This window comes from Pedobacter sp. MC2016-24, assembly GCF_015223055.1.
Classification (GTDB): Bacteria; Bacteroidota; Bacteroidia; order Sphingobacteriales; family Sphingobacteriaceae; genus Pedobacter.
Map to the genome: position 1 here is coordinate 274,190 of NZ_JADFBX010000007.1, position 24,043 is coordinate 298,232.

General features: G+C 42.7%; 19 protein-coding genes. 7 read left to right on the forward strand and 12 right to left on the reverse strand.

Translation table 11 applies throughout. The features are described 5' to 3' along the window. Positions 1–36: 36 nt before the first annotated feature. From IM797_RS17785 to IM797_RS17820, 8 genes are all read right to left on the reverse strand, one after another. On the reverse strand, positions 37–1,431 hold the full coding sequence (locus IM797_RS17785) for a RagB/SusD family nutrient uptake outer membrane protein (RefSeq protein WP_194128501.1): 1,395 nt from the start codon (positions 1,429–1,431) through the stop codon (positions 37–39). A 15-nt stretch (positions 1,432–1,446) separates the two neighbouring features. Then, positions 1,447–4,494, reverse strand: a complete 3,048-nt coding sequence (locus tag IM797_RS17790; protein ID WP_194128502.1) for a TonB-dependent receptor — start codon at positions 4,492–4,494, stop codon at positions 1,447–1,449. Positions 4,495–4,640: 146 nt separating this feature from the next. Then, positions 4,641–5,393 (reverse strand): SDR family NAD(P)-dependent oxidoreductase, encoded by a 753-nt coding sequence (locus IM797_RS17795; RefSeq protein WP_194128503.1) that lies wholly within the window; start codon positions 5,391–5,393, stop codon positions 4,641–4,643. Positions 5,394–5,404: 11 nt separating this feature from the next. Then, positions 5,405–6,688: an MFS transporter gene (locus IM797_RS17800; protein ID WP_194128504.1), complete on the reverse strand. Its 1,284-nt coding sequence runs from the start codon at positions 6,686–6,688 to the stop codon at positions 5,405–5,407. A 15-nt stretch (positions 6,689–6,703) separates the two neighbouring features. Next, positions 6,704–7,576, reverse strand: coding sequence for an alpha/beta hydrolase (locus IM797_RS17805; RefSeq protein WP_194128505.1), 873 nt, complete (start codon positions 7,574–7,576; stop codon positions 6,704–6,706). A gap of 18 nt (positions 7,577–7,594) precedes the next feature. Next, positions 7,595–7,936: a cupin domain-containing protein gene (locus IM797_RS17810; protein WP_194128507.1), complete on the reverse strand. Its 342-nt coding sequence runs from the start codon at positions 7,934–7,936 to the stop codon at positions 7,595–7,597. 5 nt (positions 7,937–7,941) lie between these two features. Further along, on the reverse strand, positions 7,942–10,077 hold the full coding sequence (locus IM797_RS17815; RefSeq protein ID WP_194128508.1) for an alginate lyase family protein: 2,136 nt from the start codon (positions 10,075–10,077) through the stop codon (positions 7,942–7,944). A 59-nt stretch (positions 10,078–10,136) separates the two neighbouring features. After that, on the reverse strand, positions 10,137–10,880 hold the full coding sequence (locus IM797_RS17820) for a FadR/GntR family transcriptional regulator (protein ID WP_194128509.1): 744 nt from the start codon (positions 10,878–10,880) through the stop codon (positions 10,137–10,139). A gap of 256 nt (positions 10,881–11,136) precedes the next feature. Here IM797_RS17820 and IM797_RS17825 point away from each other — a divergent pair, with 256 nt between their 5' ends. Then, positions 11,137–12,381: an MFS transporter gene (locus tag IM797_RS17825; protein ID WP_194128510.1), complete on the forward strand. Its 1,245-nt coding sequence runs from the start codon at positions 11,137–11,139 to the stop codon at positions 12,379–12,381. Here IM797_RS17825 and IM797_RS17830 read toward each other — a convergent pair. Genes IM797_RS17830 through IM797_RS17840 form a run of 3 tightly spaced genes read right to left on the reverse strand, consistent with a single transcriptional unit; the run spans position 12,378 to position 15,094 of the window. Beyond that, the gene (locus tag IM797_RS17830; RefSeq protein WP_194128511.1) at positions 12,378–12,962 is read right to left on the reverse strand and encodes an LUD domain-containing protein; all 585 of its coding nucleotides are present in this window, start codon (positions 12,960–12,962) and stop codon (positions 12,378–12,380) included. The genes IM797_RS17825 and IM797_RS17830 overlap by 4 nt on opposite strands. Then, positions 12,955–14,334 carry a lactate utilization protein B gene (locus IM797_RS17835; RefSeq protein ID WP_194128512.1) on the reverse strand — a complete coding sequence of 460 codons (1,380 nt, stop codon included), beginning with the start codon at positions 14,332–14,334 and terminating at the stop codon, positions 12,955–12,957. Before IM797_RS17835 ends, IM797_RS17830 begins: the two co-directional genes overlap by 8 nt. Positions 14,335–14,359: 25 nt before the next feature. After that, positions 14,360–15,094: a (Fe-S)-binding protein gene (locus IM797_RS17840; RefSeq protein ID WP_194128513.1), complete on the reverse strand. Its 735-nt coding sequence runs from the start codon at positions 15,092–15,094 to the stop codon at positions 14,360–14,362. A 185-nt stretch (positions 15,095–15,279) separates the two neighbouring features. Between IM797_RS17840 and IM797_RS17845 the strand changes: the two genes are divergently transcribed. From IM797_RS17845 to IM797_RS17865, 5 genes are read left to right on the forward strand one after another with little or no spacing between them, the layout of a single operon-like run. Next, positions 15,280–16,314: a LacI family DNA-binding transcriptional regulator gene (locus tag IM797_RS17845; RefSeq protein ID WP_370583093.1), complete on the forward strand. Its 1,035-nt coding sequence runs from the start codon at positions 15,280–15,282 to the stop codon at positions 16,312–16,314. 52 nt (positions 16,315–16,366) lie between these two features. Continuing rightward, complete coding sequence (gene kduI, locus IM797_RS17850) at positions 16,367–17,209, forward strand: 5-dehydro-4-deoxy-D-glucuronate isomerase (protein WP_194128549.1); 843 nt, start codon at positions 16,367–16,369, stop codon at positions 17,207–17,209. A 10-nt stretch (positions 17,210–17,219) separates the two neighbouring features. Then, positions 17,220–18,350 (forward strand): DUF4861 family protein, encoded by a 1,131-nt coding sequence (locus IM797_RS17855; RefSeq protein WP_194128515.1) that lies wholly within the window; start codon positions 17,220–17,222, stop codon positions 18,348–18,350. A gap of 47 nt (positions 18,351–18,397) precedes the next feature. Further along, positions 18,398–19,162, forward strand: coding sequence for an SDR family oxidoreductase (locus tag IM797_RS17860; protein ID WP_194128550.1), 765 nt, complete (start codon positions 18,398–18,400; stop codon positions 19,160–19,162). 18 nt (positions 19,163–19,180) lie between these two features. Then, positions 19,181–20,293: an SGNH/GDSL hydrolase family protein gene (locus IM797_RS17865; protein WP_228098936.1), complete on the forward strand. Its 1,113-nt coding sequence runs from the start codon at positions 19,181–19,183 to the stop codon at positions 20,291–20,293. 1 nt (position 20,294) lies between these two features. Here IM797_RS17865 and IM797_RS17870 read toward each other — a convergent pair whose 3' ends face one another. After that, on the reverse strand, positions 20,295–21,167 hold the full coding sequence (locus tag IM797_RS17870) for an AraC family transcriptional regulator (RefSeq protein ID WP_194128516.1): 873 nt from the start codon (positions 21,165–21,167) through the stop codon (positions 20,295–20,297). Positions 21,168–21,354: 187 nt separating this feature from the next. Here IM797_RS17870 and IM797_RS17875 point away from each other — a divergent pair, with 187 nt between their 5' ends. Beyond that, entirely contained in the window at positions 21,355–24,039 is a 2,685-nt protein-coding gene (locus IM797_RS17875) for an outer membrane beta-barrel protein (protein ID WP_194128517.1), read from the forward strand. Positions 24,040–24,043: the final 4 nt, after the last annotated feature.

Genomic DNA, 24,043 nt, shown 5'->3' on the forward strand with positions numbered 1-24,043 from the left:
TCATTTTAAAGGGCTTGGCTAAGCCCTGAACGTTAATTAATTATAGCCGGTATTCTGGCTTAAGTTTCCTTTACTTAAGTCAATTTCAGTTTGTGGAATCGGGTAAATTAAACGGAATGCAGGCACTGTAATATTGGAGTTTCCTGTCGCAACCAAATACGCATTCAGAATCGAAATGGTATTGCTTTCTTCTAAGCGTACCAGGTCATACCAACGTTGATTTTCAAAACCAAACTCCAGTTTTCTTTCTTTAAGTATGGCAGCTCTGGCGGCTTCCTTGGTATTTAAGTTTGTTGCATTGTAGATGGATGCTACTGCCCGGCTGCGCACTTCATTTAACGGCGTCAATACATCGTTTCCGGGCGTTGCTGAAAGCTCGTTGGCCACTTCGGCCGACATGAGCAATACATCTGCAAAGCGAATCACAGGGAAATCATTACCGGCATCCCGTTGTGGTGCTGTTGCATCCAGAAATTTGGTACATAAGCCATTGGCACTGTTAAAAGTACTGGCTTTTCTCAGGTCAGTAGCTTCAAATAATGCCTGGTAAGGCGCAGAGGCTTTCACATTTCTGGCATCACCATTATTGCTGTATTCATATGAAAATGAATTTCCTTCGCCATTTGCACTGGCTTTATAGCGGACAGCGAAAATGATTTCCTTACTCATTTCTGAAGCCGTGCTGAAGATGGCAGCATAGGAAGGGTTTAGCTGGTAAGTACTGCCTTTGAAATTGGTACCAACCAAGGGATCCAGTTGCAATTTTGCACTCGGATAATCCTTTAAGGTCAGGTATACTTTGGCAAGTAAAGCTTGTGATGCGCCTCTGGTTGCCCTGGCCAGTTGTGCTGTTGGCCAGGAAGGCGGACAAGCGTCAACTGAAGTCAGCAGATCAGTTTTGAGCTGTGTATAGATCTGCGCTTTGCTGATGCGTTTAAACTTCTCAAAATCGTTGTATTTGATGGAAGCAGTAAGCAAAGGTACATCACCATATAAGCGAACCAGGTTGAAATACATGAGGGAGCGGATAAATTTAGCCTCACCTTCAAAGTATTTCTTTTTTACAGGGTCAGTCACATTATCCAGGTATTTGAGCACCAGGTTACAACGGGCTATCGTATTGTAGCTGCGTTGCCAGAAATCAAGCAGGAAGAAGTTGGATGGTGCATCTCTGAAAAACTTAATGGCGCCCCAATCACCTTCAAGCGAAACACCGGAAGTATTGTCTGCCCGGATTTCTGTCAGTTTAAATTCAATATCATATACTTTTTGCAAGCCGTCATAACAGGCAATCACACCAGTCTCCACCTCATCGGTATTGCGGTAATAGGTTTCTTCAATCAGGTTTGAAATCGGTTTTTCGTCCAGAAACTTTTTGCATCCGGTAAAACTTAAGATCATTATTGCTGCGATCAATATTGTATGTTTCATGGGTTAAGTTTTAAATTAAAAATTAGCATTTATACCGAAAGTGATGTTTCTTGTCACTGGAGCTGAACCGCGTTGATACCCGTTTTTCAATGGATCGTCTGTATACTCATTTACACCCTCAGGATTGTAACTGGAATAGCCTTTGGCGAATTTGTACCACAGGTTCGCTGTAGAGACATATAAGCGAAGATTACTCGCATTAATGGCTTTTAACCATTTCGCATTTAGCGTATAGCCCACATTTAAATTACGTAAAGCAATGAATGAGGCATCTTCTATCGAATAACGGCTCTCTGTTTTATATTTTGTTTTGGCCTGCAGGTCTGTCGGTAAGCTTAAATAAGCCGAGGTTCCCGTTGCGGAGAACTGTGTTTCGTAATAATTCGGATCGGCATTGAATACACTGGCTCCCTGCGAGCCTTGTATGACAAAACTCAGGTCAAAATCTTTGTATTTGAGGTTACTGGTTAATCCCCAGGTAAATTTAGGTGTAGGCTGTCCAAGTACCACACGGTCCTGCTCATTGACAACGCCATCGTTGTTGATGTCCCTGGCAATAATCCTGTCGGAATGTACGTTTGTAGGCCAGAAGTTGCCACCAACCTGGATGTCACTGTCGTATTCATACCCATAAAACTGCACCAGTGGCTGGCCTACTTTGGCCAGGAAATAGTTTAATCTTTTAGGATCGCCGATACTGATGATCGAGCTGCTGTTGCCCAGTGCTTTGACCGTGTTTTTATTGGTTGCACCGTTGGCACTTAAACTCCATTTCAGATCTTCCTTATCAATAATTTTAGCACTCAATTCAAATTCTAAACCCTGGTTCTGTACTTCGCCAATGTTGGTCCATACCCCATTACTCCCTGTAATGGTGTTAATTGGCAGAAAAAACAGCAGGTCTTTGGTGGTAGAACGGTAGGCATCAACGGTTAGCGTAAACCTATTTTTAAAGAAGGCCATGTCAATACCACCATTGAAACTGAAACTGCGTTCCCAGCCCAGATCCGGGTTGTCATAAAAACTGGAGTTGAAGCCCAGGCTGGTGCCGTCGCCCAATATCGCACCTACGGGACTAACATTGGCAAATGCACGGTAGTTGCCGATGTTGTTGTTACCGGTAGCACCGTAACTGGCCCTGATTTTTAAATCGTTAACAATGGCTTCCTGTGGATAGAAAGCTTCATTACTTAGCCTCCAGCCGATGGAAGCCGAAGGGAAATAACCCCAGCGGTTATCGGCACCAAATCTGGAACTGCCATCCCATCGGGATCCCACAGAGATCAGATACCTGTTGTCATAGGCATAATTTGCACGGAACAGTACTGAGGCTAACGCACTTCTTTCCTGAGTTGAACTTAAAGCACTTAGCGTTCCAGCATTTAAAGTTGGGATATTGTCCGTCGCAAAATTGGTTGCTGCAGAATTGCTGCTGCTGATCTTGGTGCTTTGCGCTGTAAATCCTGCAATGACACTCAGGTCATGTTTGTTGAACGATCTGGTGTAATTTAAAATGTTCTCATTTAAAAGGTCGATCGTTTCTGTATTGGCCAGCGTAGCTTTGGTTGAGGCCTGGGCTACTGCAGCACCTTGAAGGAAAGGATCCCGGGTTGCCCATGATTTTTGGAAAAACTCGTTTCTGGAATTGCTGATGAAAGCACCGCCAGAAACTTTTAGAGAGAGGTAATCGGAGAAATTGTATTGGACATTGGCATTAGCCAGTGTTTTTGAAATAAAGGTGGCATTGTCGATCCCGTACAAATTGGTGTAGCCATTGTTGTTGGCTGTTGCAGACAAGTTGATTCCTTTGTACCTGGTATTTGTTGCCGGATCAAAGGCCCTTTGGTGCACAATGTTTCCAACTGGAAGCCCGGTGGCATCTGAAATACTTTGCGTGGCATACAATGGAAGCCAGGTTGCAAATCCCCTTAGTAGATCATGGATTTTATAAACTGGTGCATTTTGCTTGGTATAGGATGGAGTAAGGCTAATGCCAATCTTCCATTTTTTGTTTGGAGTAATGTCCAGATTGGCCTGACCGCCATAACGCTTGTAATCATTGGTTACAATTACGCCCTTATCAAACAAAGCTTCTCCGGATACGTAATATTTTATGGTATTGCTGCCGCCACTTACATTCACCTGTGCATTTGAAAAATTGCCGCGTCTGAATACAATGTCCTGAGGATCGGTAGGTACATCAAATTGCTGTGCGGCCAGGATTTCTGGGGACAATACACCGTTGTTGACAGATTTAACATGATCAGACCATTGTGAAAGGGTAGGGAAGTCCAATCTGCGGTAAACATCTTTAAAACCGGCAGAGGTATTTACTCCGACTACGGTTTTGCCGTTTTTACCGGATTTGGAGGTGATGAGGATAACCCCGTTGGCACCTCTTGAACCATATATAGCAGCCGAGGCGGCATCTTTTAGCACTTCAATGCTTTCGACATTGTTCATGTCCACAGCCGACAAGTCGGTAGGTACCGGATAGCCATCAATTACAATCAATGGATTGGTACCGGCGGTAATGGATGCTGCGCCACGTATTTTGATGACAGGCGCTGCACCTGCGGTTGCATCTGTAGTTTGAATTTGCACGCCGGCCAGTTTACCTGCCAGGGCCTGATCTGCTCTGGATACCGGAATTTGGTTGAGGTTGTCATTGGTCAGCTTAGCCACTGCACCGGTTACTGAAGATTTCTTCTGGGTACCGTAACCGATAACCACCACCGTATTCATGGTGTTTTCTAAGGCGGCAAGCGTAATGTTGATGGTTTCCGCTTTATTGATCAGGTACGTTTTTTGTTGATAGCCAACATAATTGATGACCAGGGTTTTCCCAGTTTCTGCATTGATGGAAAAGCTTCCTTTTTCATCGGTAACGGTTCCAAGTTTGGTATCCTGAACGGTAATTGAAGCTCCGGGCAATACGCCGCCCTGTTCATCTTTTACAATACCCTGAATCATTACTTTAGTTTGAGAAAACGCTGGTTTAAAAATCAGAAAACAGGAAAATACAATGAGGAGTACACTCCGTAAGTAAACTTTCGAATTCATATTTGTACGATTTATATTTGGTTTTTGTTGGTGATTATCGCTTCAGCTTTCATTAAAACTTGGGCGTTGCGCTTTTTCTTTCCAGAGCAAAGCAGGTATTGTAACCTGCAGGGAATACCTGGAATCCCTGCAGGTTGTATTTTTTGTTAGGAGAAGTTTAAGCCACCATTGATGTCTATGTTTGTCCCCGTGATGTAACTGGATTCGTCAGAAGCCAGGTAAACAATCAGGTCTGCGACTTCCGAAGCCTGACCTTCACGCTTCAATAAGGTTGCATTGGCTACATTTACACGTACCTCGGGTTTACTGAAAGTGTCGTGAAAGGTGGTAGCAATCATTCCCGGCAATACAGCATTGACACGGATATTTTTTGGCCCCAGCTCTTTAGCCAGGGAACGTGTGTAGGTCATCACACCACCCTTTGCTGCTGCGTATGCACTTGCTCCAGGGCCACCGCCATCACGTCCGGCTAAGGAAGACAGGTTGATGATCGATCCTCCGGAAGTCATGTACGGAATTACTGCCTTGCTGGCCAGGTACACACTCTTTAAATTGAGGTTCATCACCGTATCCCAAAAATCTTCGTCCAATTCCAAAGTTGGTTTTCTGGCTACCATACCACCAGCTACGTTAACCAGGATATCGATCTGATCACCAAAAGCTTTACGGCTCTCTTCAACCAATTGGGCAACATCTGCAGATTTGGTCACATCTCCCTTCACAATAATGGCTTCGCCACCTTGTGCTTTAATCTGGTTGAGGGTTTCATTGGCATTGTCTACATTACTCAGGTAATTGATCACAATTTTGGCACCTTGCGCGGCCAGTTGTAAAGAAACTGCTCTGCCTATATCTCTGGAACCACCGGTTACAATTGCTACTTTGTTTTTTAAACGCATGTTCATAAGTATTAAGAATTTATTTTTTTAGAGGTTATATATTTGATACAGATCCAGGTGATTGGTACCAGCACTGCGGCCAATACAAAAAAGGATACATAACTGGTTTTAGTCAGCACAGGTACTGCCCAGGTGGTTAATAGTGTGCCTGCCACAGCTGCGGTACCGCCCATGCCGGCTACTGTACCCACATTTTTACCATTGAAATAGTCGCTGGGTAAGGTTTGTATATTGCCGATCAGGAATTGAAATCCAAATAAAGTAAGGCCGATCAATACCATGGCCAGGGTAGGCTGTTCTTTTAAGGTGTCCAGTTTGTACACAATGGCGACCAACGACAACAGCATCACTGCACATCCAAAGGCCACTGAATTCTTTCTCGCCTTTACCGCAGGTACACCTCTTTTGATTTGCATGGAAGAGTGATAACCCCCCAGTAAACTGCCAATGGCTGCAAAAAGATAGGGTAACCAGGTAAATGCGCCAATTTGTTTAATGTCAAAAAGGAACTGTTCTTTTAAAAAGGTAGGTAGCCAGGTGACGAATAGCCACCATACAGGATCGATGAAGAATCTGCCCATAATGATTCCCCAGGTATTTCTAAAACGAAGCAGTTCTTTCCAGCTCAATACCGGGGCTACTTCTACCTGGCTTTCTGCTCCTGGTTCTGTATCCAGGATATAGTTACGTTCTTTTTCCGTCAGCCAGGGGTGTTTCTCAGGGGTGGCTTTGTTGATGATCAACCATGGAATCACCCAAATCAAGCCAAGCACAGCGATCAGTACAAAGGTCATTTTCCAGCCGAAGGCTATGTATAACAAGGCAATAATCGGCGCTGAAATGACAGAGCCTAAAGAGGCTCCGGCACCAAATATACCTTGTGCAATTGCCCGCTCTTTTGCCGGAAACCATTCTGCATTACTTTTGGTCGCACCCGGCCAGTTGCCCGCCTCGCTAAACCCAAGCATAAAACGGAACAAGTTAAACGACATTAACGATCTGGCAAAGGAGTGTAAAGCAATTGAAATACTCCAGCCAATGATTGAAATGGTCATACCCAATCTGGTACCCACGGCATCCATCAGTTTACCGGTAAAAGTTTGACCAAGTGCATAGGCAATCATAAAGAATGTGGTAATCAATGCCAATGCATTTTTGTTGTCTATATCGGCAATGCCAAACTCTTTATAGATGTAAGGCCACATAATGTTGATCGCACTTCTGTCTATATAGTTAATTACGGTAGCAAAAGCTATCAGCGCAATGATGTACCATCTTAATCCTTTTACCTTCATTAGTTTTTTTATTATTTATATACCCAAACCTTTTAAAAAGGTCATTATGCGTGCGTTCATTTCTCTGTTGTCTTCCGGACTAAACTTACCATGGTCGCCGCCTTTAACTGTCATAAACTCGTTTTTTACCCCAAGCTCATCCAGTTTGGCTTTAAGTGCCACAGATTGTTCGTAGGGTACAATTGGATCTGCATCCCCGTGTACAATGAATGTTGGTGGACTGCTCTTTTTAACCTGGTATAGCGGAGAAACAGACTTTGCGAAATCCTGGTCTTTTGCTTTATCTCCCAACCAGCTGGTTGCCGACTTGCTGGTTTTGTGTACACCATAACCCCAGTCCCACACATCTGTAATGCCATATTTGTCAATAATTGCCGCAACTTTGATGTTTTCTGTGCCTTTGCAATTGGTGTCAAAAATATGGTCATTTTCCAATAAACCGCCCATCAAGGCCAGGTGTGCACCTGCCGAACTGCCCATGATCACAATTTTATCGGTGTTGATGTTCAGTTGTTTTGCATTTTTAATGAGATAAATCAAAGCACACCTGGTATCTTCTATAGCAGCAGGAGCGGTTGCAGCGCCGGTTAAGCGGTATTCGATATTGGCTACTGCATAGCCTTTTTTAAAGAAATTGCTGAACCCGGTTTGGGATTCCTTGGTGCCTTTGTTCCAACCACCACCATGAATGTTTATCACCAGTGGCGTTGTGGTTTTACCGGCAGGAGGCAGGTATAAATCCAGTTTTCCTTCCCAGCCGTTTACGGTAGTATAGGTCACATTAAGTTGCTCTGTGAAGCCCTCCGGATACGTTACTTTCTTAATTTCCTGGGCAATACTTTGCTGCCCCGCCCAAATCAGGCAGATCATTAGAAAAAAATGTTTCATATTTTAGTTTATATTAAGTTAACTGGTCAAAAAATCTTCACGGTGCGGGCTAAATACATCAATTAAAATTCCGGGTTCCAGGCATACACAACCATGCATTACATGTGGGGGTGCATAAAAGCCATCGCCTTTTTTAAGCATTTTCTTTTCATCACCAATGGTCATTTCGAAAAGCCCGCTTTCTACATAGGTCACCTGCGAGTGGTAATGTTCATGAAGCACGCCAATTGCTTCCGCTTCAAACCGGGCCTTTACCAACATGATCTGACCGTCATAACCGAAGATTTGTCTGGAAACGCCATTACCTAAATCTTGCCATTCGGTATCTGCTTCTATCTGGAATAAACTGCTTTGTAACATAGCTCTTAATTTAATTTTACGAATTGGGACTTATTGTTATAATCGATCTGATAGTGATATACTTTGTTTTTAACTTTAAATGATACAGTCACCTGGGTAGCTGAAGCGCTGATCAGTTTGAGCTCGGATACTGCACTCGATGCTCCGGTAGTGGTTTCATTTATTGAATTTACTTTTCCATGGGCTTCTGTAATGCTGAAAAATGTTTGTTTTGCAGTATTGGGCTGACTCAGCATAAAGGCTTTGCTTTCCAGTAAATTCAAATCCGGATCATTGGCACCGAGCGAAAGTAATTTGACCTGTAAAGCAGAGTCGGCCACGAAATGTGTGGTATAAAAACGTTTGTTGTTCAATACGGTTACATAACCGCCTTCAGCTCCGGCTGTTTTTACCGCATTTAACCAAATGTGCTCATAGCCATATTTAGTGCCCAGGGGCTTCAGGTTAGTGCTTTCTGCAGTAGGATTAAAAGAAGAATCCACAATATGTCCCTTGTACCAAAAGGGTAGGTCATATTGGTGTTTTTTGTCCGAGATCGCCTGGAAAACATCGACAAGTAATGGCTTATCTAATTCTTTAACCTTGATTAAGGCTGTTGTGCGGGTCATTTCAACGCCTGGAAAGGCATTTGTTTCCCTGGCGCTAACCACCTGGATGGTATTGTCGTTTTTGAAATACAGGATATCCGGGTGCTTCAACTGTGCAGCATCGGCATTGGCCTTAAAGTTCGAAGTTTCGTCTACCACGAGTGTGTTGTGCGCAACCGTTTGTTTCGCCCAGGTTTTATTCTCCGGTAAATAATCTCCACCTTTTTTAGCTTCAATATTGATGAATCTCGCTGCGCCATAATCTGGAAATACTTCCACACCATTGTCGTAATAAAGGATGTTTAGGCGGTCGAAATGCCCATGTCCCATGCCTTGAGAGGCGGCTTTAAGCAATAAGCATTGCTGATCTTCATTGCTGCCGTACCTTAATATGCCCAGGCCACCTTCATCGCCTTTCGCGCCGTCGTTGATCAGCTGCGGTAAATAGGCAAATGGTTTGGCTTTACCGGCAGCCAGATCGGCAGCTACTTTTAAACCTGCATCAGACACAATAACCTCATTTTGTTTTTTGGCTACATCTAACAGTTCCGGTTGGGCCTGTATGTCGGCATAAGCGATGTCTACGCCATATACCAGCTCAGCAGATTCATAGGTTTTATCCTTGATGGCGTCATTGAACGGAAAGAAGGCACCATCGGTATAGGTTAGTTGCAAACAGGTTGCAATGGCTTTAGACAACAATTGCTTGCGGTATTCAAATATTTTAAGTTCTGGCTGATAATTGTTGATGGCCTTTGCAAAAATAACGAATGGCAATAAAGCATAACGTTGATAATAGGGGCCTTCAGTATAGTATCCATCAGGAGAAAACAATTGGTCTATTTGTGCCAGATAGCCGGTTTTTCCATCTTTATTGGAACCTTTAATGGCCATTTGAACATATTCAGGCTTATTTAAAACATAGCCGGTCATGCCTACCGCTGCAATGTCCCAGGTGCCGTGATTGTGGATTTTGTCAAAAGTTTCTTTACAATCGACGGTGAAAAATTTCAGCATCGGGATAAATAAATGGTCTTCGATGGTCTTCCTGTCTTTTGCCGGAATGGCATCAAAGGCCAGGTCATAACCCTGGATGGTATATACCTGCCACACAAAATCATTTAAACTTTGCCAGAAAATTTTTCCACCCTGATGGCCTTCTTTGCGTTTGGGATGTAGTGGCCATTTTTCATAGTCGGCTGCGTACTTAAGTAATAGATTACCTACATAAGCGGCATATTTTTTATCACCGGTCATTTGATAGGCAACACCACAATTCAGGATGTTGATGTAGTTTTTCTTATGCTGTTCATGGCTCGCACCGCCTCCGCCATCTTTAGGCAGGGGTACACTCATTTCGGTCATTAATGCTTTATCCGCATCGCTTTGTATCTTTTTATAAGACTTTTTGAGCAATGGGTATTCTTGTATGCCTTTTCTCACTGCGCTTACATTGGCCTTGGTCAACATCAAAGAAGGGTGGACCTGTGCCGTTAATGCAGCAGGAAAACTTAGGCAAAAGAAGTACAGTACCAGCTTTTTCAGATAGTTCATAATTTGAGTAAAAAAGGTTTATAAAAGAAAAATATCTATTTAATCAGCAATTGTTCTTTTTAGTTAGACGATTGGTTAATTATACTTTGCGCATCATATCCGGCCTTACTGATCTGGAACATGTCATTTAAATGCGCAGCAACGGCATTCTCGGCGGCATCAATATCTTGGTCCTCAATAGCCTTTAAAATTAACCGATGTTCTGGTATGGCTACTTTTCCCCTGTTCTCGCCGCAAATTTTATTTTCTACAATGTTTTTAATCAGATCTGGAATCAGGATGAGAATCATGGATTCAATCACAGAGTTTTTGGATGCCTTTGCAATTTTAATGTGGAAGATCATATCCTCTTCTACTGCATCTTGTCCGCTATTGATTTTATTCTCATAATCGATCATGGCCTCACGGATGTTCTTCAGGTCTTCCTCAGTTCTTCTTTCTGCAGCTAATTTTACAGCATCCAGTTCCAGGTAATACCGCGCTTCCAATAAGGCATTAAAATCCTGTTTGTTGAATTTGATTACATCGGTAATGATGTTGTCCATCACTTTGATGCTCAGGCCTGCTACATAAGTACCACTTTGAGGGTTAGTTTTTAATAAACCGTAGAATTCGAGTTTCAATATGGCTTCGCGTACATAACTCCGGCCAACACCAAATTTTTCTGCTAAAATTCTTTCCGCAGGTAACCTGTCGCCCGGTTGTAATTGTCCTGAAGTAATCAGTTGTTTCAGTTGCCCGATAATCTTGTCTGCAGGAGATTCAACTTCAATAGATTTGATCGTCTCTATAAATGATTTCATACAAATAATTTGGTTAACCAATAATTGGTTTACCAAATATAGAGATTAATTTGAGGAAACAAAATAAAAAATGCGCGTTCTTTTCCAAGACTAAAAAACTTTTGCCCTTTTATCGCGTAGGGTAAAAGCTTTCAGTCAGAAAACAGACCACTTAATTTTATTTTTTAAAATGATTAAGTAGTTAGTAATATTATTATATATCTTAGCTATCAGAAAAATAGCTTAGTTTTAACTAAATAATCAACCAACCAAACCAATGAGCAATCTTGTAAAAGAGAAAACCGCGCTAGCCTATCTGTTTAGTGCGCCTGTTATTGTAGCCTCACTAGGCTATTTCGTAGATATATATGACCTGTTATTATTTGGGATAGTACGTATTCCCAGTTTAACGGAGTTGGGACTTGATGAAGCGGCAAGATCTATAGAAGGAGCGAGTATTTTAAACTGGCAAATGACGGGTTTGTTACTGGGCGGGATATTGTGGGGTGTATTGGGTGATAAAAAGGGACGCTTGTCTGTTTTATTTGGATCGATCATTACGTATTCAATTGCCAATTTTGCCTGCGGTTTTGTACATGATGTGACGGTGTATAAAGCATTGCGCTTTGTAGCAGGTATTGGCCTGGCGGGTGAACTTGGAGCCGGGATTACCCTGGTTTCAGAGAGTTTACCAAAAAGATTAAGAGCCATAGGAACCTCGGTAGTTGCAGGTGTAGGCCTTTTGGGGGCTGTTGTTGGGTATTTCACCGTGGAGTTGTTCAGCTGGAGAAATGCTTATTTTATTGGCGGAGGTATGGGGATCGCCTTACTATTACTTCGTATCGGTGTCTTTGAATCGGGTATGTTCAATGCCATGAAAGAGAAAACTAAAGTAAGTAAGGGTAATTTTCTGGCTTTCTTTACTAAGAAAAGCCGATTGATCTTGTACCTGAAGTGTATAGGTATTGGTCTGCCGACCTGGTATGTGATCGGAATCCTGGCTACTTTCAGTAACGAGTTCGGTAAAGCGCTGCACATTGAAGAAGCCATTAAACCTGGACTTGCCGTGATGTGGTGTTATGTCGGACTGGCTTGCGGCGACCTGGTGAGCGGTTTGATCAGTTACTGGCTGGAATCCAGGCGCAGAGCGGTAGCCTACCTCATGATATTTACAGCAATTGGTACCGTGATTTATTTATATGGAGGGATCAGTACAGCTACCGGTTTATATGCCATGTGCTTATGGGTTGGCTTCGGTATTGGTTATTGGGCGATGTTTGTAACCATTGGTGCGGAACAGTTTGGAACCAATGTCAGGGCAACTGCGGCAACAACGATTCCAAATATGGTAAGAGGTACGGTGGTTTTGATGACGACGATATATACCACGTTAAAGCCCCATGTATTGGAGCTTAACGCGGCCGGTATTTTAGGCTTATTGTGTTTTGGAATAGGTTTCTATTGTGTAAAAACCATTCCGGAAACACATCATAAAGATCTTGATTTTATTGAGGAAGTTTAGTCCAGGATAAACACGGTCATTCCTTTCGGACCGTGTGCACCTAGTACCAGCGATTGTTCAATGTCGGCCGTTTTAGAAGGGCCGGCAATGAATGTTCCAAAACCGTAAACAGAATCCGCTATATTGACATAAGCATCGTGCAGCGTTTCAACAATGTCTTTGGCTTGGATAACCACCGCAAGTTGCTGACAAATGAAAGGCACGGCACGCTGGTGCATTAAATCCTCAGTGATCCATAAAGCTGCATTTTCTGCCACTCCAAAATGGGCCCTGATGACTGCAAGGTCTACATTCTCGTAGCTGTGGGGATCCTGATTTTCCCATCCCTGCTCGCTTATAGCAGACAATTCTGCGAGTGTTGAAACGATCCGCTGATTGGGAAAATGTGTTTTGATGTAGTCCTGGATACTTTGGTAATCGGGTACATTTACAGCCGATCCGCCGATATTGGTCAATATGGTTTTAAAATTTTCGATTGGATTATCGTAGTGCGTAACGGTAACCAGGTCGGCCGGGAGTGGCTGTAATTCTGGCTGATTCTTCAATACTTTGGCTAATATTTCTGCTCTGCTGTTAGTCATTCTTTACATTTTTATTGTACCACTCACCAAAAGATTCTTTAGGAACTTCAGGCATTTCCCGATGATCATACCATAAGTTCAATTTGTTGTTCACCGTAAATGGCGCATGTTTCATGAACCAGCGGCCAGCTTTTCCTGCGTTTTTATAAATAAAAGGGCTGGATAAGGTAAATTCCATCACCTTCATGGCCATGGCTTTTTTAGCTGGAGCATAACCTTCCTTCACAATAACCTGTCTCCATTTATACAGTTGCTCATGGATATTGATTTTTACCGGGCATACATTGCTGCAGGAACCACATAGGGTAGAGGCAAAAGGTAAATCTGCATATTCTTTCATGTCCAGGTTCGGAGCCAAAATGGAGCCGATCGGACCTGCAATGGCCGTATGGTAACTGTGTCCACCGCTCCTGCGGTAAACCGGACAAGTGTTCATGCAGGCTGCACAACGGATACACTTTAAAGAGTTTCTGAAATCAGGTCTGCTCAATTGGGTAGTGCGGCCATTATCTACCAACACCAGGTGCATCTGTTGTCCGGGTCTTGGTTTTCTGAAATGACTGGAATAGGTAGTAATCGGTTGTCCAGTTGCACTCCTGGTTAACAGTCTCAAAAATACACTAAGATTTCTGCGTTTGGGAATGATCTTTTCAATCCCCATGCAGGCAATGTGTACATCTGCGAGGTGGGCACCCATGTCTGCATTTCCTTCATTGGTGCAAACCACAAATTCACCAGTTTCAGCAACAGCGAAATTGACTCCTGTAATGGCTGCTTTGCGGGTGATGAAGGTTTCCCTTAAATGTGTTCTTGCGGCTGCAGTTAAAAATACCGGATCTGCCATGCCTGCCGGTGTACCCAGATGCTCGTGAAACAAATCCCCGATTTCTTCTTTCTTTTTATGGATACATGGAAGTACAATGTGGCTGGGTGGCTCTTCTGCAAGCTGCACAATACGTTCCCCAAGATCTGTATCAATAACTTCTACGCCATTTTTCTTTAAATATTCATTCAAATGGCATTCTTCGGTCAGCATAGATTTGCTTTTGATTAACCGGTTTACGCCCTGTTCTTTTAGGATGTTGTGAACAATCTGGTTGTGTTCTGCAGCATCTGCAGCCCAATGTACGGTCACGCCATTTTTTCTGGCGTTCTCTTCAAATTCAACCAGGTAATCGTGCAGGTTCGAAAGCACATTGTTCTTGATTTGAGAAGCCGCTTCCCGCAGGCTTTCCCATTCAGGAATGCCATGGGCAGCTTTGTCACGTTTTGCACGTACAAACCATAAGGTTTCATCATGCCAGTCAACCCTTGCTTCGTCTTTATTAAATATATCAGATAATTCTGAGTGGTCCTTGAATTCTGTATTCATTTGTCGCTACGCTTTCCGGTTAAAACTATTGTGCATTTAATATTTCTGCGATATGCAATACCTTTACATTGCTTTTCTGCCGGCGTAATATGCCTTCCATATGCATCAGGCAAGACATGTCTGCAGCGGTGATGTATTCTGCACCGTGATTGATATGGTCTGCTACCCGATCTTTTCCCATTTTTACAGAAACTGCTTCTTCAGCTACGCAAAATGTACCGCCAAAACCGCAGCATTCATCTGGCCGGCTCAGTTCAACAAGCTCAAGCCCTTCCACCATATTTAACAAATGTAGTGGTTTGGAAAAAGGTGCCTCAACCAATTCTGTCATTTGAGCCAGCATCAAACCGCGCTGCCCATGGCAGCTTTGATGCACACCTACTTTATGCGGAAACCGTGCATTTAGTTTTTCAATTTTAAGTACATCGGTTAGAAATTCGGTCAGCTCATATACTTTTTTGCGAATGCCCAACGCTTTGTCTTCGTCTTTGGGAGCATGTAAATGGTCTTTGATGTGTAACACGCAACTTCCGGAAGGAGAAACTACGTAATCAAATTCAGCAAAATTTTCTATAAATAAATCGTTACATCCCTGCGTTAAATGCTCAAAACCCGAATTGGCCATCGGCTGCCCGCAACAGGTTTGCCGGGTAGGATATTTCACATCAACACCTAACCTTTTAAGTAAGGTTAATGTGGCAATGGCTGCATTCGGATAAAATTGGTCAATGTAACAAGGGATAAATAGTCCAACGGTCATGCTTTAGGTTCTTATTGCTGGTAAATATAACACTTTAATCTAATGAGGCTGTCCTGTGCTGTCACACCCGGTTAACCATAAGGCTAAAATATGAAAACGTTTTCATTTTCATGAAAAAAATAGCTAGCTTGCCGCTAGTTTATTTAATACAGAAAAATTCTAAACAAGAATATTCCATAAATAACGTGAAAAAACCGCAGCAGAATACAATTTTAGACATTGCAGAGGCATTGAAACTTTCGCCTGCAACCATTTCGCGTGCCTTGAATAACCATCCTTACGTGAAAGAAAAAACCAAGAAGGATGTATTTGAAATGGCTGCAAAACTGGGTTACCGTCGAAACCAGATGGCCTCTGGGTTACGCAGCAACAAGACCAATACCATTGGCTTAATTGTACCCCGAATTTCTATGTTTTTTCATGCTGAGGTCATTACAGCCATTCAAAATAGCTTGCATAGTTATGGTTATAACCTCATCATTTGCCAGTCAAACGACAGCTTAGATTTGGAAATGGAACTTGCTGACACTTTATTCTCTTCCAGGGTGGATGCCTTAATTGTGGCCTGCACTTTGCAGACCCTGGACTGTAGTCACTTTGATAAATTGATTGAGAACGGAACGCCGGTTATTTTTTATGACCGGGTACCAACTGGTTACGATAAAGCCAGTATTGTTAAAGGAGATGATTTTAATGGCGGTTACATTGCTACAAAAAAACTGATTGAGGCGGGGTGTAAAAAAATCGCACATGTTTCAGGGCCGCTGACATCTAATTTATACCTGGATCGCCATGCTGGTTTTTTAAAAGCCATGGAAGCGCATAAACTTGCCATAAACCCAGACTGGCTGTTTCATCAGGAGTTAACCACAGGGAATGCGGAACGGGCCATGCGGCAAATGTTTGATGGCGATGACAGGCCTGATGGAATTTTTACAGATAACGATACTACAGCCATTGCCGCGCTTGAGTTTGCAAAAGCACAACAAATCCATGTGCCCGGTCAGTTGAAGATTGTCGGTTATTCCAATGACCCGCGGACTTCCATAAGTTCGCCTTCCATCACCTCGGTTGAGCAATTTCCCGATGCAGTAGGGAAAAAAATAGTAAACGTATTGATTGATCTGTTAAAAAATAATGCGGAAAATCTGGTTAAAACCGGTGTCTTTACCATTCCTGTTGAATTGATTTCCAGGGCCTCTACCGGGGTAAATAAATAACACACAATTTCTATGGAATTGTAAAACGAATACATACAAAACAAATATAATGATGAAAACATCTTTTGAAAGCCGCTATGCAATTAGCCCGAATGAAGCAAAGAAAATGGATACTGCCGCTTTGCGTCAGAATTTTTTAATGGAAAGTTTATTTGAGGCAGATGCTGTTAAATTGACGCTGTCTCATTTCGATCGTTACATCACTGGTGGTGTAATGCCGGTAAAAGAAACAGTTGCACTTTCTAACCCTGAAAACCTGAAAGCGGCGTTCTTTTTAGAAAGAAGAGAATTGGGAATCATTAATGTTGGCGGTAAAGGAAGTGTTCTTGCTGACGGTGTGAACTATGAATTGGATTTTAAAGAAGCATTGTACCTGGGCAAAGGCACTAAAGAAGTGACTTTCAGTTCAGCTAACGCTGACAGTCCTGCAAAATTCTACATCAACTCAGCACCAGCTCACCATACCTATCCAAGTAAAAAAGTTTCCAAAGCAGATGCTGAAATTGTGGAATTGGGTACACCTGAAACGGCCAATCACCGTGTGATCAACAAGTTGTTGGTTAATAGTGTATTGCCTACCTGTCAATTACAAATGGGGATGACTGAGTTGAAAAGCGGAAGCGTTTGGAATACCATGCCTGCGCATACCCACGACAGAAGGATGGAAGTTTACTTCTATTTTGAAGTGCCTCAGGGACAAAGTGTTTGTCACTTTATGGGTGAGCCGCAGGAAACCAGGCACATCTGGATGCAAAATGAACAGGCTGTAATCTCTCCAAACTGGTCGATCCACTCAGGAGCAGGTACCAGCAACTATACTTTTATCTGGGGAATGGCCGGTGAAAACCTGGATTATGGAGATATGGATCATTGTGCAATTACTGAATTGAAATAAGAACGTTCAAATGAATAAATCGATTAAAATATTATGTTTTCTGTTGGGGCTGCCGGTCTTATTACAAGCGCAGGCCAAAAGTAAGGCTACGGTAGTGATTACCAATCCGTCTAAGTCGGCCAGGTTAAACGCCGTAGTGGCCATCAGCTGGCAGGATGTGGTTTCGAAATATCCGAACATTGACACGGCTAATTTTAAAGTCGTAAATCCATTGAACAGACAGGAGATTCCCTTTCAATTGGAATACCGCGGACAAAAAGCGGTGCAAAATTTATTGGTACAACTGAATCTGAAAAGCGGAGCCAGTGAAATTGAAATTGTTGCAGGTAAACCCGCCCCGGTAACCCCAAAAACCTATGGCCGTTTTGTGCCTGAACGTTATGATGATTTTGCCTGGGAAAATGACAAGGTTGCCTATAGAATGTATGGTAAAGCTTTAGAAGGTAGAAAAGACAATGCATTTGGAACAGATGTTTGGGTGAAAAAAACCTCAAAGCTGATCATCAACGAATGGTATAAGAAAAATGATTATCACCACGATAATGGGGATGGTATGGATTACTATAGCGTAGGTTTAACACTGGGAGCTGGTGATATCGCGCCTTTAGTTAAAGATTCTGTGATTTTTTCTTTAAACTATCACCATTGGAAAGTACTGGACAACGGCCCGTTGCGTACCACTTTCCAATTGGGATATGATGAGTGGAAAGTTGCCGGGAAAGCCGTTAAAGTGACCAAGACCATTTCCTTGGATGCAGGTTCTCATTTAAACCGGGTTGAAGCTGAATATACATATGCAGGTGATGGTGACTTGCCAATTGTGGTTGGGATTGTGAAAAGGGCTGAGCCTGGAACCATTTTGATGGATGAGCAACAAGGAATTGCCGGGTATTGGGAAGCACAACATGGTGAAGATGGCACAACAGGTGTAGCTACAATCGTTCCTTCGGCTAGCCGGATGAGTATAGATAAGGTACATTTGCTTAGCCATGGTAAGGTGAAAGCAGGACAGGCTTTTGTGTACTACAACGGATCGGCCTGGACTAAAGGTAAAGAGATTACCAATGCCAAAGAGTGGTTCAACTACCTGAACAATTTTAAACAACAATTACAGCAACCGCTTACTGTAAGCGTAAAGTAACAGATGAAATCACCCTTCAGGGTAAATTAAAAAATAGAAAAATGGCAATACTGGATTTATTTAATTTAAAAGGAAAAATAGCCCTGGTTACAGGCTGTAAAAGAGGTATCGGTAAAGCAATGGCTGAGGCTTTAGCTGAAGCAGGTGCCGACATCATTGGTGTTTCTGCCAATCTGGAACTGGACGGAAGTGAAGTGGAAGGATCAATCACCGCATTGGGCAGAAAATTCTACGCCTACCAATGCGATTTCAGTGATCGTGCTTCATTGAAAGCATTTTGTGAAAAAGTAAAAGCAGATCACCCGGTAATCGACATCCTGGTGAACAATGCAGGAACGATTCTTAGAAAACCAATCGCAGAACACCCGGATGAGTATTGGGATGAGGTAATTGCCGTAAATCAAAGTGCTCCCTTTATCCTGACCAGGGAAATTGGAAAAGACATGATTGAACGAGGATCTGGAAAAATCATTTTCACAGCTTCTTTGTTGACTTTCCAGGGCGGGATTACCGTTCCGGGATATGCAGCAAGTAAAGGTGCAATTGGACAGTTAACCAAAGCATTTGCCAACGAATGGGCTTCAAAAGGCGTAAATGTAAATGCAATCGCACCAGGATACATCTCTACAGACAACACCACTGCTTTAAGAGCGGATGAAAACCGCAGCCGTTCCATTATGGAACGTATTCCTGCCGGCAGATGGGGCGAAGCCGAAGATTTCAAAGGACCGATTGTGTTCCTGGCATCTGATGCTTCCAGCTACATGCATGGAACCGTAATGACCGTTGATGGCGGCTGGATGGGAAGATAATTTTCTTTATATTCGTGTATGATGAAAACCAGATGGATACTCGTTGTTGCAACGATGTTGATTGCTCAGCTTTCTAATGCACAAACAAAAACAGAATATAAAAGCTGGAATCCGGCTAAAGATGCGACACGTACTTTAGCCGGACAAGCCTGGCCTTCCGAGGTTCAGGATTTCTATGATCGCCTGCCTGCCAGGGCAGAGCCACTGGTTCGAAAGCCAGTCTGGAACTTATCTAAAAACAGTTCCGGTCTCAACCTGAAATTCAAATCAGATGCCACTGAAATTGTCGTAAAATATGCAGTAGCCGGATCAGTCCAGATGTCTCATATGCCTGCCACCGGCGTCAGTGGCGTAGATTTGTATGCCAATGACGGGAATGGCAAGTGGTTATGGGCGGCTGCACAGTTTAAATTTGGTGATACCATTGTTTATCGGTTTAACACCGCATCCGTTGAACAGAAAGAACTCAGTTACACGCTTTTTTTACCGCTATACAACGCTGTAAAATGGATGGAAATCAGCGTACCTTCACAAAGTAGTTTTACACCAGTACCGGTAAGTACAGAGAAGCCCATTGTCATTTACGGAACTTCGATTGCGCAAGGCGCCTGCGCCAGCAGACCCGGGATGTCATGGACCAATATTTTAAGTCGCAGGATCAATCAGCCCATCATTAACCTCGCTTTTTCCGGCAATGGCCGCCTGGAAAAGGAGCTGGTCGATTTACTGACTGAAATAGATGCCAAACTATATGTGCTGGACTGCCTGCCTAACCTGACTGCACCCGCTTTTACAGAAGCAGAAGTGCAAAAACGTCTGGAACAATCGATCACGGAACTGCAGATGAAAAAACCAGGTGTTCCAATTTTATTAACTGAACATGACGGTTATACTGATGAAGGGGTAAACAAGGTTAGAAAAGAAACCTATGAAAGCCTCAATAAAGTTTTAAGGCAGACTTTCAGTCAGCTCAAAGCCAAAGGCGTTAAAGGGATTTATCTTTTAAGTAAAGCAGAAATTAACCAGGACATAGATACCATGGTTGATGGTACCCATCCGAATGATGCAGGAATGCTGCGCTATGCAGCTGCTTATCAACATGCGATCAAAAACATCCTAAAACTCAAATGATTTATTTAACCAGATAGGTTTTCTGGTAGGTTAGGGGACTTTTACCGGTAATGGATTTGAAGTGCTTATGGAAACTTGCGAAATTGTAAAAACCACTTTCATAACAGATCTGTTTCACACTGATGTTGTCCTCAATTAAAAGTTTGCAGGCGTGGCCTACCCGGATTTCGTTGATAAACTGCGTGTAGGTTTTCCTGGTACGGGATTTAAAATACCGGCAAAAAGAACTCGGACTGATGTTGGCAATAGCAGCCATCTCTTCCATTTGTATCTTTCTTTTAAAATTGGCCAGCGAAAAATTGTAAATGGCATTGATGCGCTCATTCTCGCTTTCTTCAAAATCATGTCTGAAACCGATAGAGGACAATAATTTTTCCTGCAGGCTGCTGCGTTCAATAGCCAACAGGGCCTCCATCAGTAAGATGATGCGTTTTGGCCCCTCAGCAGTCAGGATGTCTTCCATCAGCTTTCCAATCTGTTTTTTGACACTGTCTTGCACCTGAATTCCCCTTTGGGCACGTTCCAGCGTAACCTTTAGCTTTTTATTTTCAGGAAGGTCCAGGAAATGATTGCCCCAAAAGCTTTCATTGAAATGAATCACCACCACATCGGCACTGTTGTTTTCAGTTTCCTCAAAGTAAACGTCGTCAAATTTCCAGTAATGCGGTAAATGTGCACCCACCAATACCACATCCCCCGATCTGAAACGTTTGATGTGATCGCCGATAAATTGTGTGCCGTTCCCTTTTTTAAAATAAATAAGTTCCACTTCCGCGTGGTAGTGCCAGCGGTTATTTACATAAGGCACATTGTCTCTTCTTGCACTAAATGAAGTGACCAGGTTATTGGAAACTTTGAGTAACTGCGGTTTCATATGTGGTTAGGAATACGTGCTAAAATTATAAAAATATTTCTTAGATGCATCAATGTAACAAGAAAACGACTTATCTATGCCAATATTGCTGAATTATTGACTTCGCAAGACTATTGTTTGTAACAAGACGTTCTTATGGTGATCTAAAATAACTAACGACTTTCATAAAAACACACACAAACAGAGTTTGAAAAAGACAATTACCATTTTCATTCTTGCACTTATTAATCTATTAATAGGTCACGAATTAAGCGCGCAAATCAAATACAACATTAAAGGAAGTGTAAAGGACAGTACAAATGGCGTAATTCCAGGCGTTCATGTCAAACTGATCAGCACCAAAGATACCTTAAATACCAGTGCAGACCGGGACGGAAAATTTGCATTTAGCGGCATTAAAGCCGATAAATTTGAAATTATTGTCCGCGGCATTGGCTTCATCTCCAACACCAGCAGTTTTACTTTCAAAAAAGACCAGACCGAGCTGGAACTTGACCCCATCATTTTAAAACCTGAAGCTTACAACTTAAATGAGGTTGTGATACAAGGGAAAATCAACCCGGTTAAGGTGATGAAAGATACTGTAGAATACAATGCCGCAGCCTTTGTGGTGCGAAAAGATGATCAGGTTGAGGATCTGCTGAAACAATTGCCTGGCGTAACAGTTGATGATGCCGGTAAGGTGACCAGTATGGGAAAAGAGCTGACCAAAATCAGGGTAAATGGCAAAGATTTTTTTACCGGTAATGTGAAAGAGTTTATCAGGCAGTTACCGGCTGATCTGGTCTCCCGCATCCAGGTCATTGACGATTATGGCGATCAAGCCAATTTTACCGGTATTAAAGTCGGAGAGCCTAAAAAAATATTAAACCTGGTCACCAAGCCGGGAAGAAATAAAGGTGTCTTTGGCAATGTAGGAGGGAACCTGGGTACAAACGATCGGTATGGTGCACTACTGGCCACCAATTTCTGGCAGGAAAAGAAACAGATCGGACTAGCTGGAAATCTGACCAATATCAACAACAGCGGTGGCACCAGTGGTGATGTTTCGGGGAATGCGAATATGCGCCAAACGATCGGCAAATACCTGACAGCAAGCGGATCTTACGGCATCGGTTCCACGCAAAGTGAAAACGAACAATCTAATCGCAGTGAAACCCTGGTAGAGGGCGGTACCATTTACAGCTCGAGCAATAACTACTCCAATAGCAAAAGCAATAACCACAATGTCAATATGGAACTGTCGAGTACTGAGCCTGACAATTACCTGAACTTTACTTTGAATGGCACAATAGCCAATAACCGCGCGCAAAACAACAGCTTTTCGGCTACGAAGACATCAACCATGCGCCAGGATTTGGTTGGCGACAATAAAAATTCTGGTAATAGCCCAAGTTTAAATGCCGGATTAAATTGGGGCAAGGGTTTCGGTAAAAAGAAAAAGCGTATGGTCATGATGAATTTCTCTGCCAACCTGAACCAAAGCGACAATAAAGAAGAGATTTCAACAAGAACCGGTTTTTACGGTTCGCAATCCAATCCTGTATTGAAAGATTCCATCGTAAAAGATTCTTTATTGAACAGATTGGTGACCACAAAAAACAACAACAATTCCTTTTCCGCCGGTTTTACCTACAGTGAACCCCTGACTCAGAGAGCGGATACAACAAAGAGTAAATACCTCGATTTCAGCTATACCTTTACCTTAACCAATAACGGCAACAATCTGAGAACAGATGTTGTCAATTTAGCCGGTGTCAAAGAATTTGTGGATACTTTAAGCAATGTATATCATTCTACATTTATCAATCAAAACGTGAATGTGAGTTACCGTTACGATGCCAGAAAACTCAGCTACAACCTGGGCATGAGTTTGCAGCCGAGTAATTTGAGAGGCAGCTACGAAGGACGCACAGATAAAATCAATCAGACCACTTTAAATATGGCGCCAACGATAGGGATGAGGTATGTACTTTCTAAGGCCCAATCGTTGAATTTCAATTACAACGGATATACCACCGCACCCAGTTTTGAACAATTGCAGCCCGTTGCAGACAACAGGAACCTACAAAGTATTGTGATTGGAAACCCGGACCTGAAGACTTCGCTTAGTCATTCGGTTAACATTGGTTACCGGATTTTTGGTGTCACCAGCGGTAAATCTTTACAGGTTGGCCTTAATTTAGGAACTGTGACCAATCAGGTGGTGAGCAATGTCATCCAGTTGACTGACAGCTTAAATGGTATCAAACAAGAAACACGATACGAAAATGCCAATGGAAATTACAACCTGGGCAGCAATTATACACTATCGTTACCTTTTGCTGAACGGAAATGTGAATTGTCATTCAATGGCTATGCCGGATATTCAAATACCGTGGTTTTTACCGATAACATTAAAAACTTCAGTAAAGGGATCAATTTTAATCAGAATGTGCGCTTTGCTTTGAACACCCAGGATCTTATGCTCGGTAGTGGTATTACTTACAATTACAACGGTACCGCTTACTCCCTGGCCAGCGCAAAATCAAGAGAAATTCAGAGCCTTAATTTGTCCACAAACGCTAAAGTCTTTATCGCAAAATTTTTATATACCAATATGGGTATATCTAAAACGTTCAATAGCGGATACGCAGTAGAGTCAACCAATCCATTGTTGATCAATGCTGGTCTGGAAACCCGCTTTTTAAAGAGAAGGGCGGCATCGGTATCCATTCAGGCCAACGATCTGCTGAATCAGGGCAATACCGTCAACAGGATTGTCACCAACAATTCCATTATCGACAGCAGCAGCAATCGGGTAACCCGGTATTTCGTGCTTAACTTTTCCATGCGGCTACAAAATTTTGCGGGAGGAAGGTCAGTCATCTAATAGG

Excerpts from the sequence above, each read along its gene's own strand:
- IM797_RS17785 (WP_194128501.1), bottom strand. The coding sequence starts at position 1,431 with ATGAAACATACAATATTGATCGCAGCAATAATGATCTTAAGTTTTACC.
- IM797_RS17790 (WP_194128502.1), bottom strand. The coding sequence starts at position 4,494 with ATGAATTCGAAAGTTTACTTACGGAGTGTACTCCTCATTGTATTTTCC.
- IM797_RS17795 (WP_194128503.1), bottom strand. The coding sequence starts at position 5,393 with ATGCGTTTAAAAAACAAAGTAGCAATTGTAACCGGTGGTTCCAGAGAT.
- IM797_RS17800 (WP_194128504.1), bottom strand. The coding sequence starts at position 6,688 with ATGAAGGTAAAAGGATTAAGATGGTACATCATTGCGCTGATAGCTTTT.
- IM797_RS17805 (WP_194128505.1), bottom strand. The coding sequence starts at position 7,576 with ATGAAACATTTTTTTCTAATGATCTGCCTGATTTGGGCGGGGCAGCAA.
- IM797_RS17810 (WP_194128507.1), bottom strand. The coding sequence starts at position 7,936 with ATGTTACAAAGCAGTTTATTCCAGATAGAAGCAGATACCGAATGGCAA.
- IM797_RS17815 (WP_194128508.1), bottom strand. The coding sequence starts at position 10,077 with ATGAACTATCTGAAAAAGCTGGTACTGTACTTCTTTTGCCTAAGTTTT.
- IM797_RS17820 (WP_194128509.1), bottom strand. The coding sequence starts at position 10,880 with ATGAAATCATTTATAGAGACGATCAAATCTATTGAAGTTGAATCTCCT.
- IM797_RS17825 (WP_194128510.1), top strand. The coding sequence starts at position 11,137 with ATGAGCAATCTTGTAAAAGAGAAAACCGCGCTAGCCTATCTGTTTAGT.
- IM797_RS17830 (WP_194128511.1), bottom strand. The coding sequence starts at position 12,962 with ATGACTAACAGCAGAGCAGAAATATTAGCCAAAGTATTGAAGAATCAG.
- IM797_RS17835 (WP_194128512.1), bottom strand. The coding sequence starts at position 14,334 with ATGAATACAGAATTCAAGGACCACTCAGAATTATCTGATATATTTAAT.
- IM797_RS17840 (WP_194128513.1), bottom strand. The coding sequence starts at position 15,094 with ATGACCGTTGGACTATTTATCCCTTGTTACATTGACCAATTTTATCCG.
- kduI (WP_194128549.1), top strand. The coding sequence starts at position 16,367 with ATGAAAACATCTTTTGAAAGCCGCTATGCAATTAGCCCGAATGAAGCA.
- IM797_RS17855 (WP_194128515.1), top strand. The coding sequence starts at position 17,220 with ATGAATAAATCGATTAAAATATTATGTTTTCTGTTGGGGCTGCCGGTC.
- IM797_RS17865 (WP_228098936.1), top strand. The coding sequence starts at position 19,181 with ATGATGAAAACCAGATGGATACTCGTTGTTGCAACGATGTTGATTGCT.
- IM797_RS17870 (WP_194128516.1), bottom strand. The coding sequence starts at position 21,167 with ATGAAACCGCAGTTACTCAAAGTTTCCAATAACCTGGTCACTTCATTT.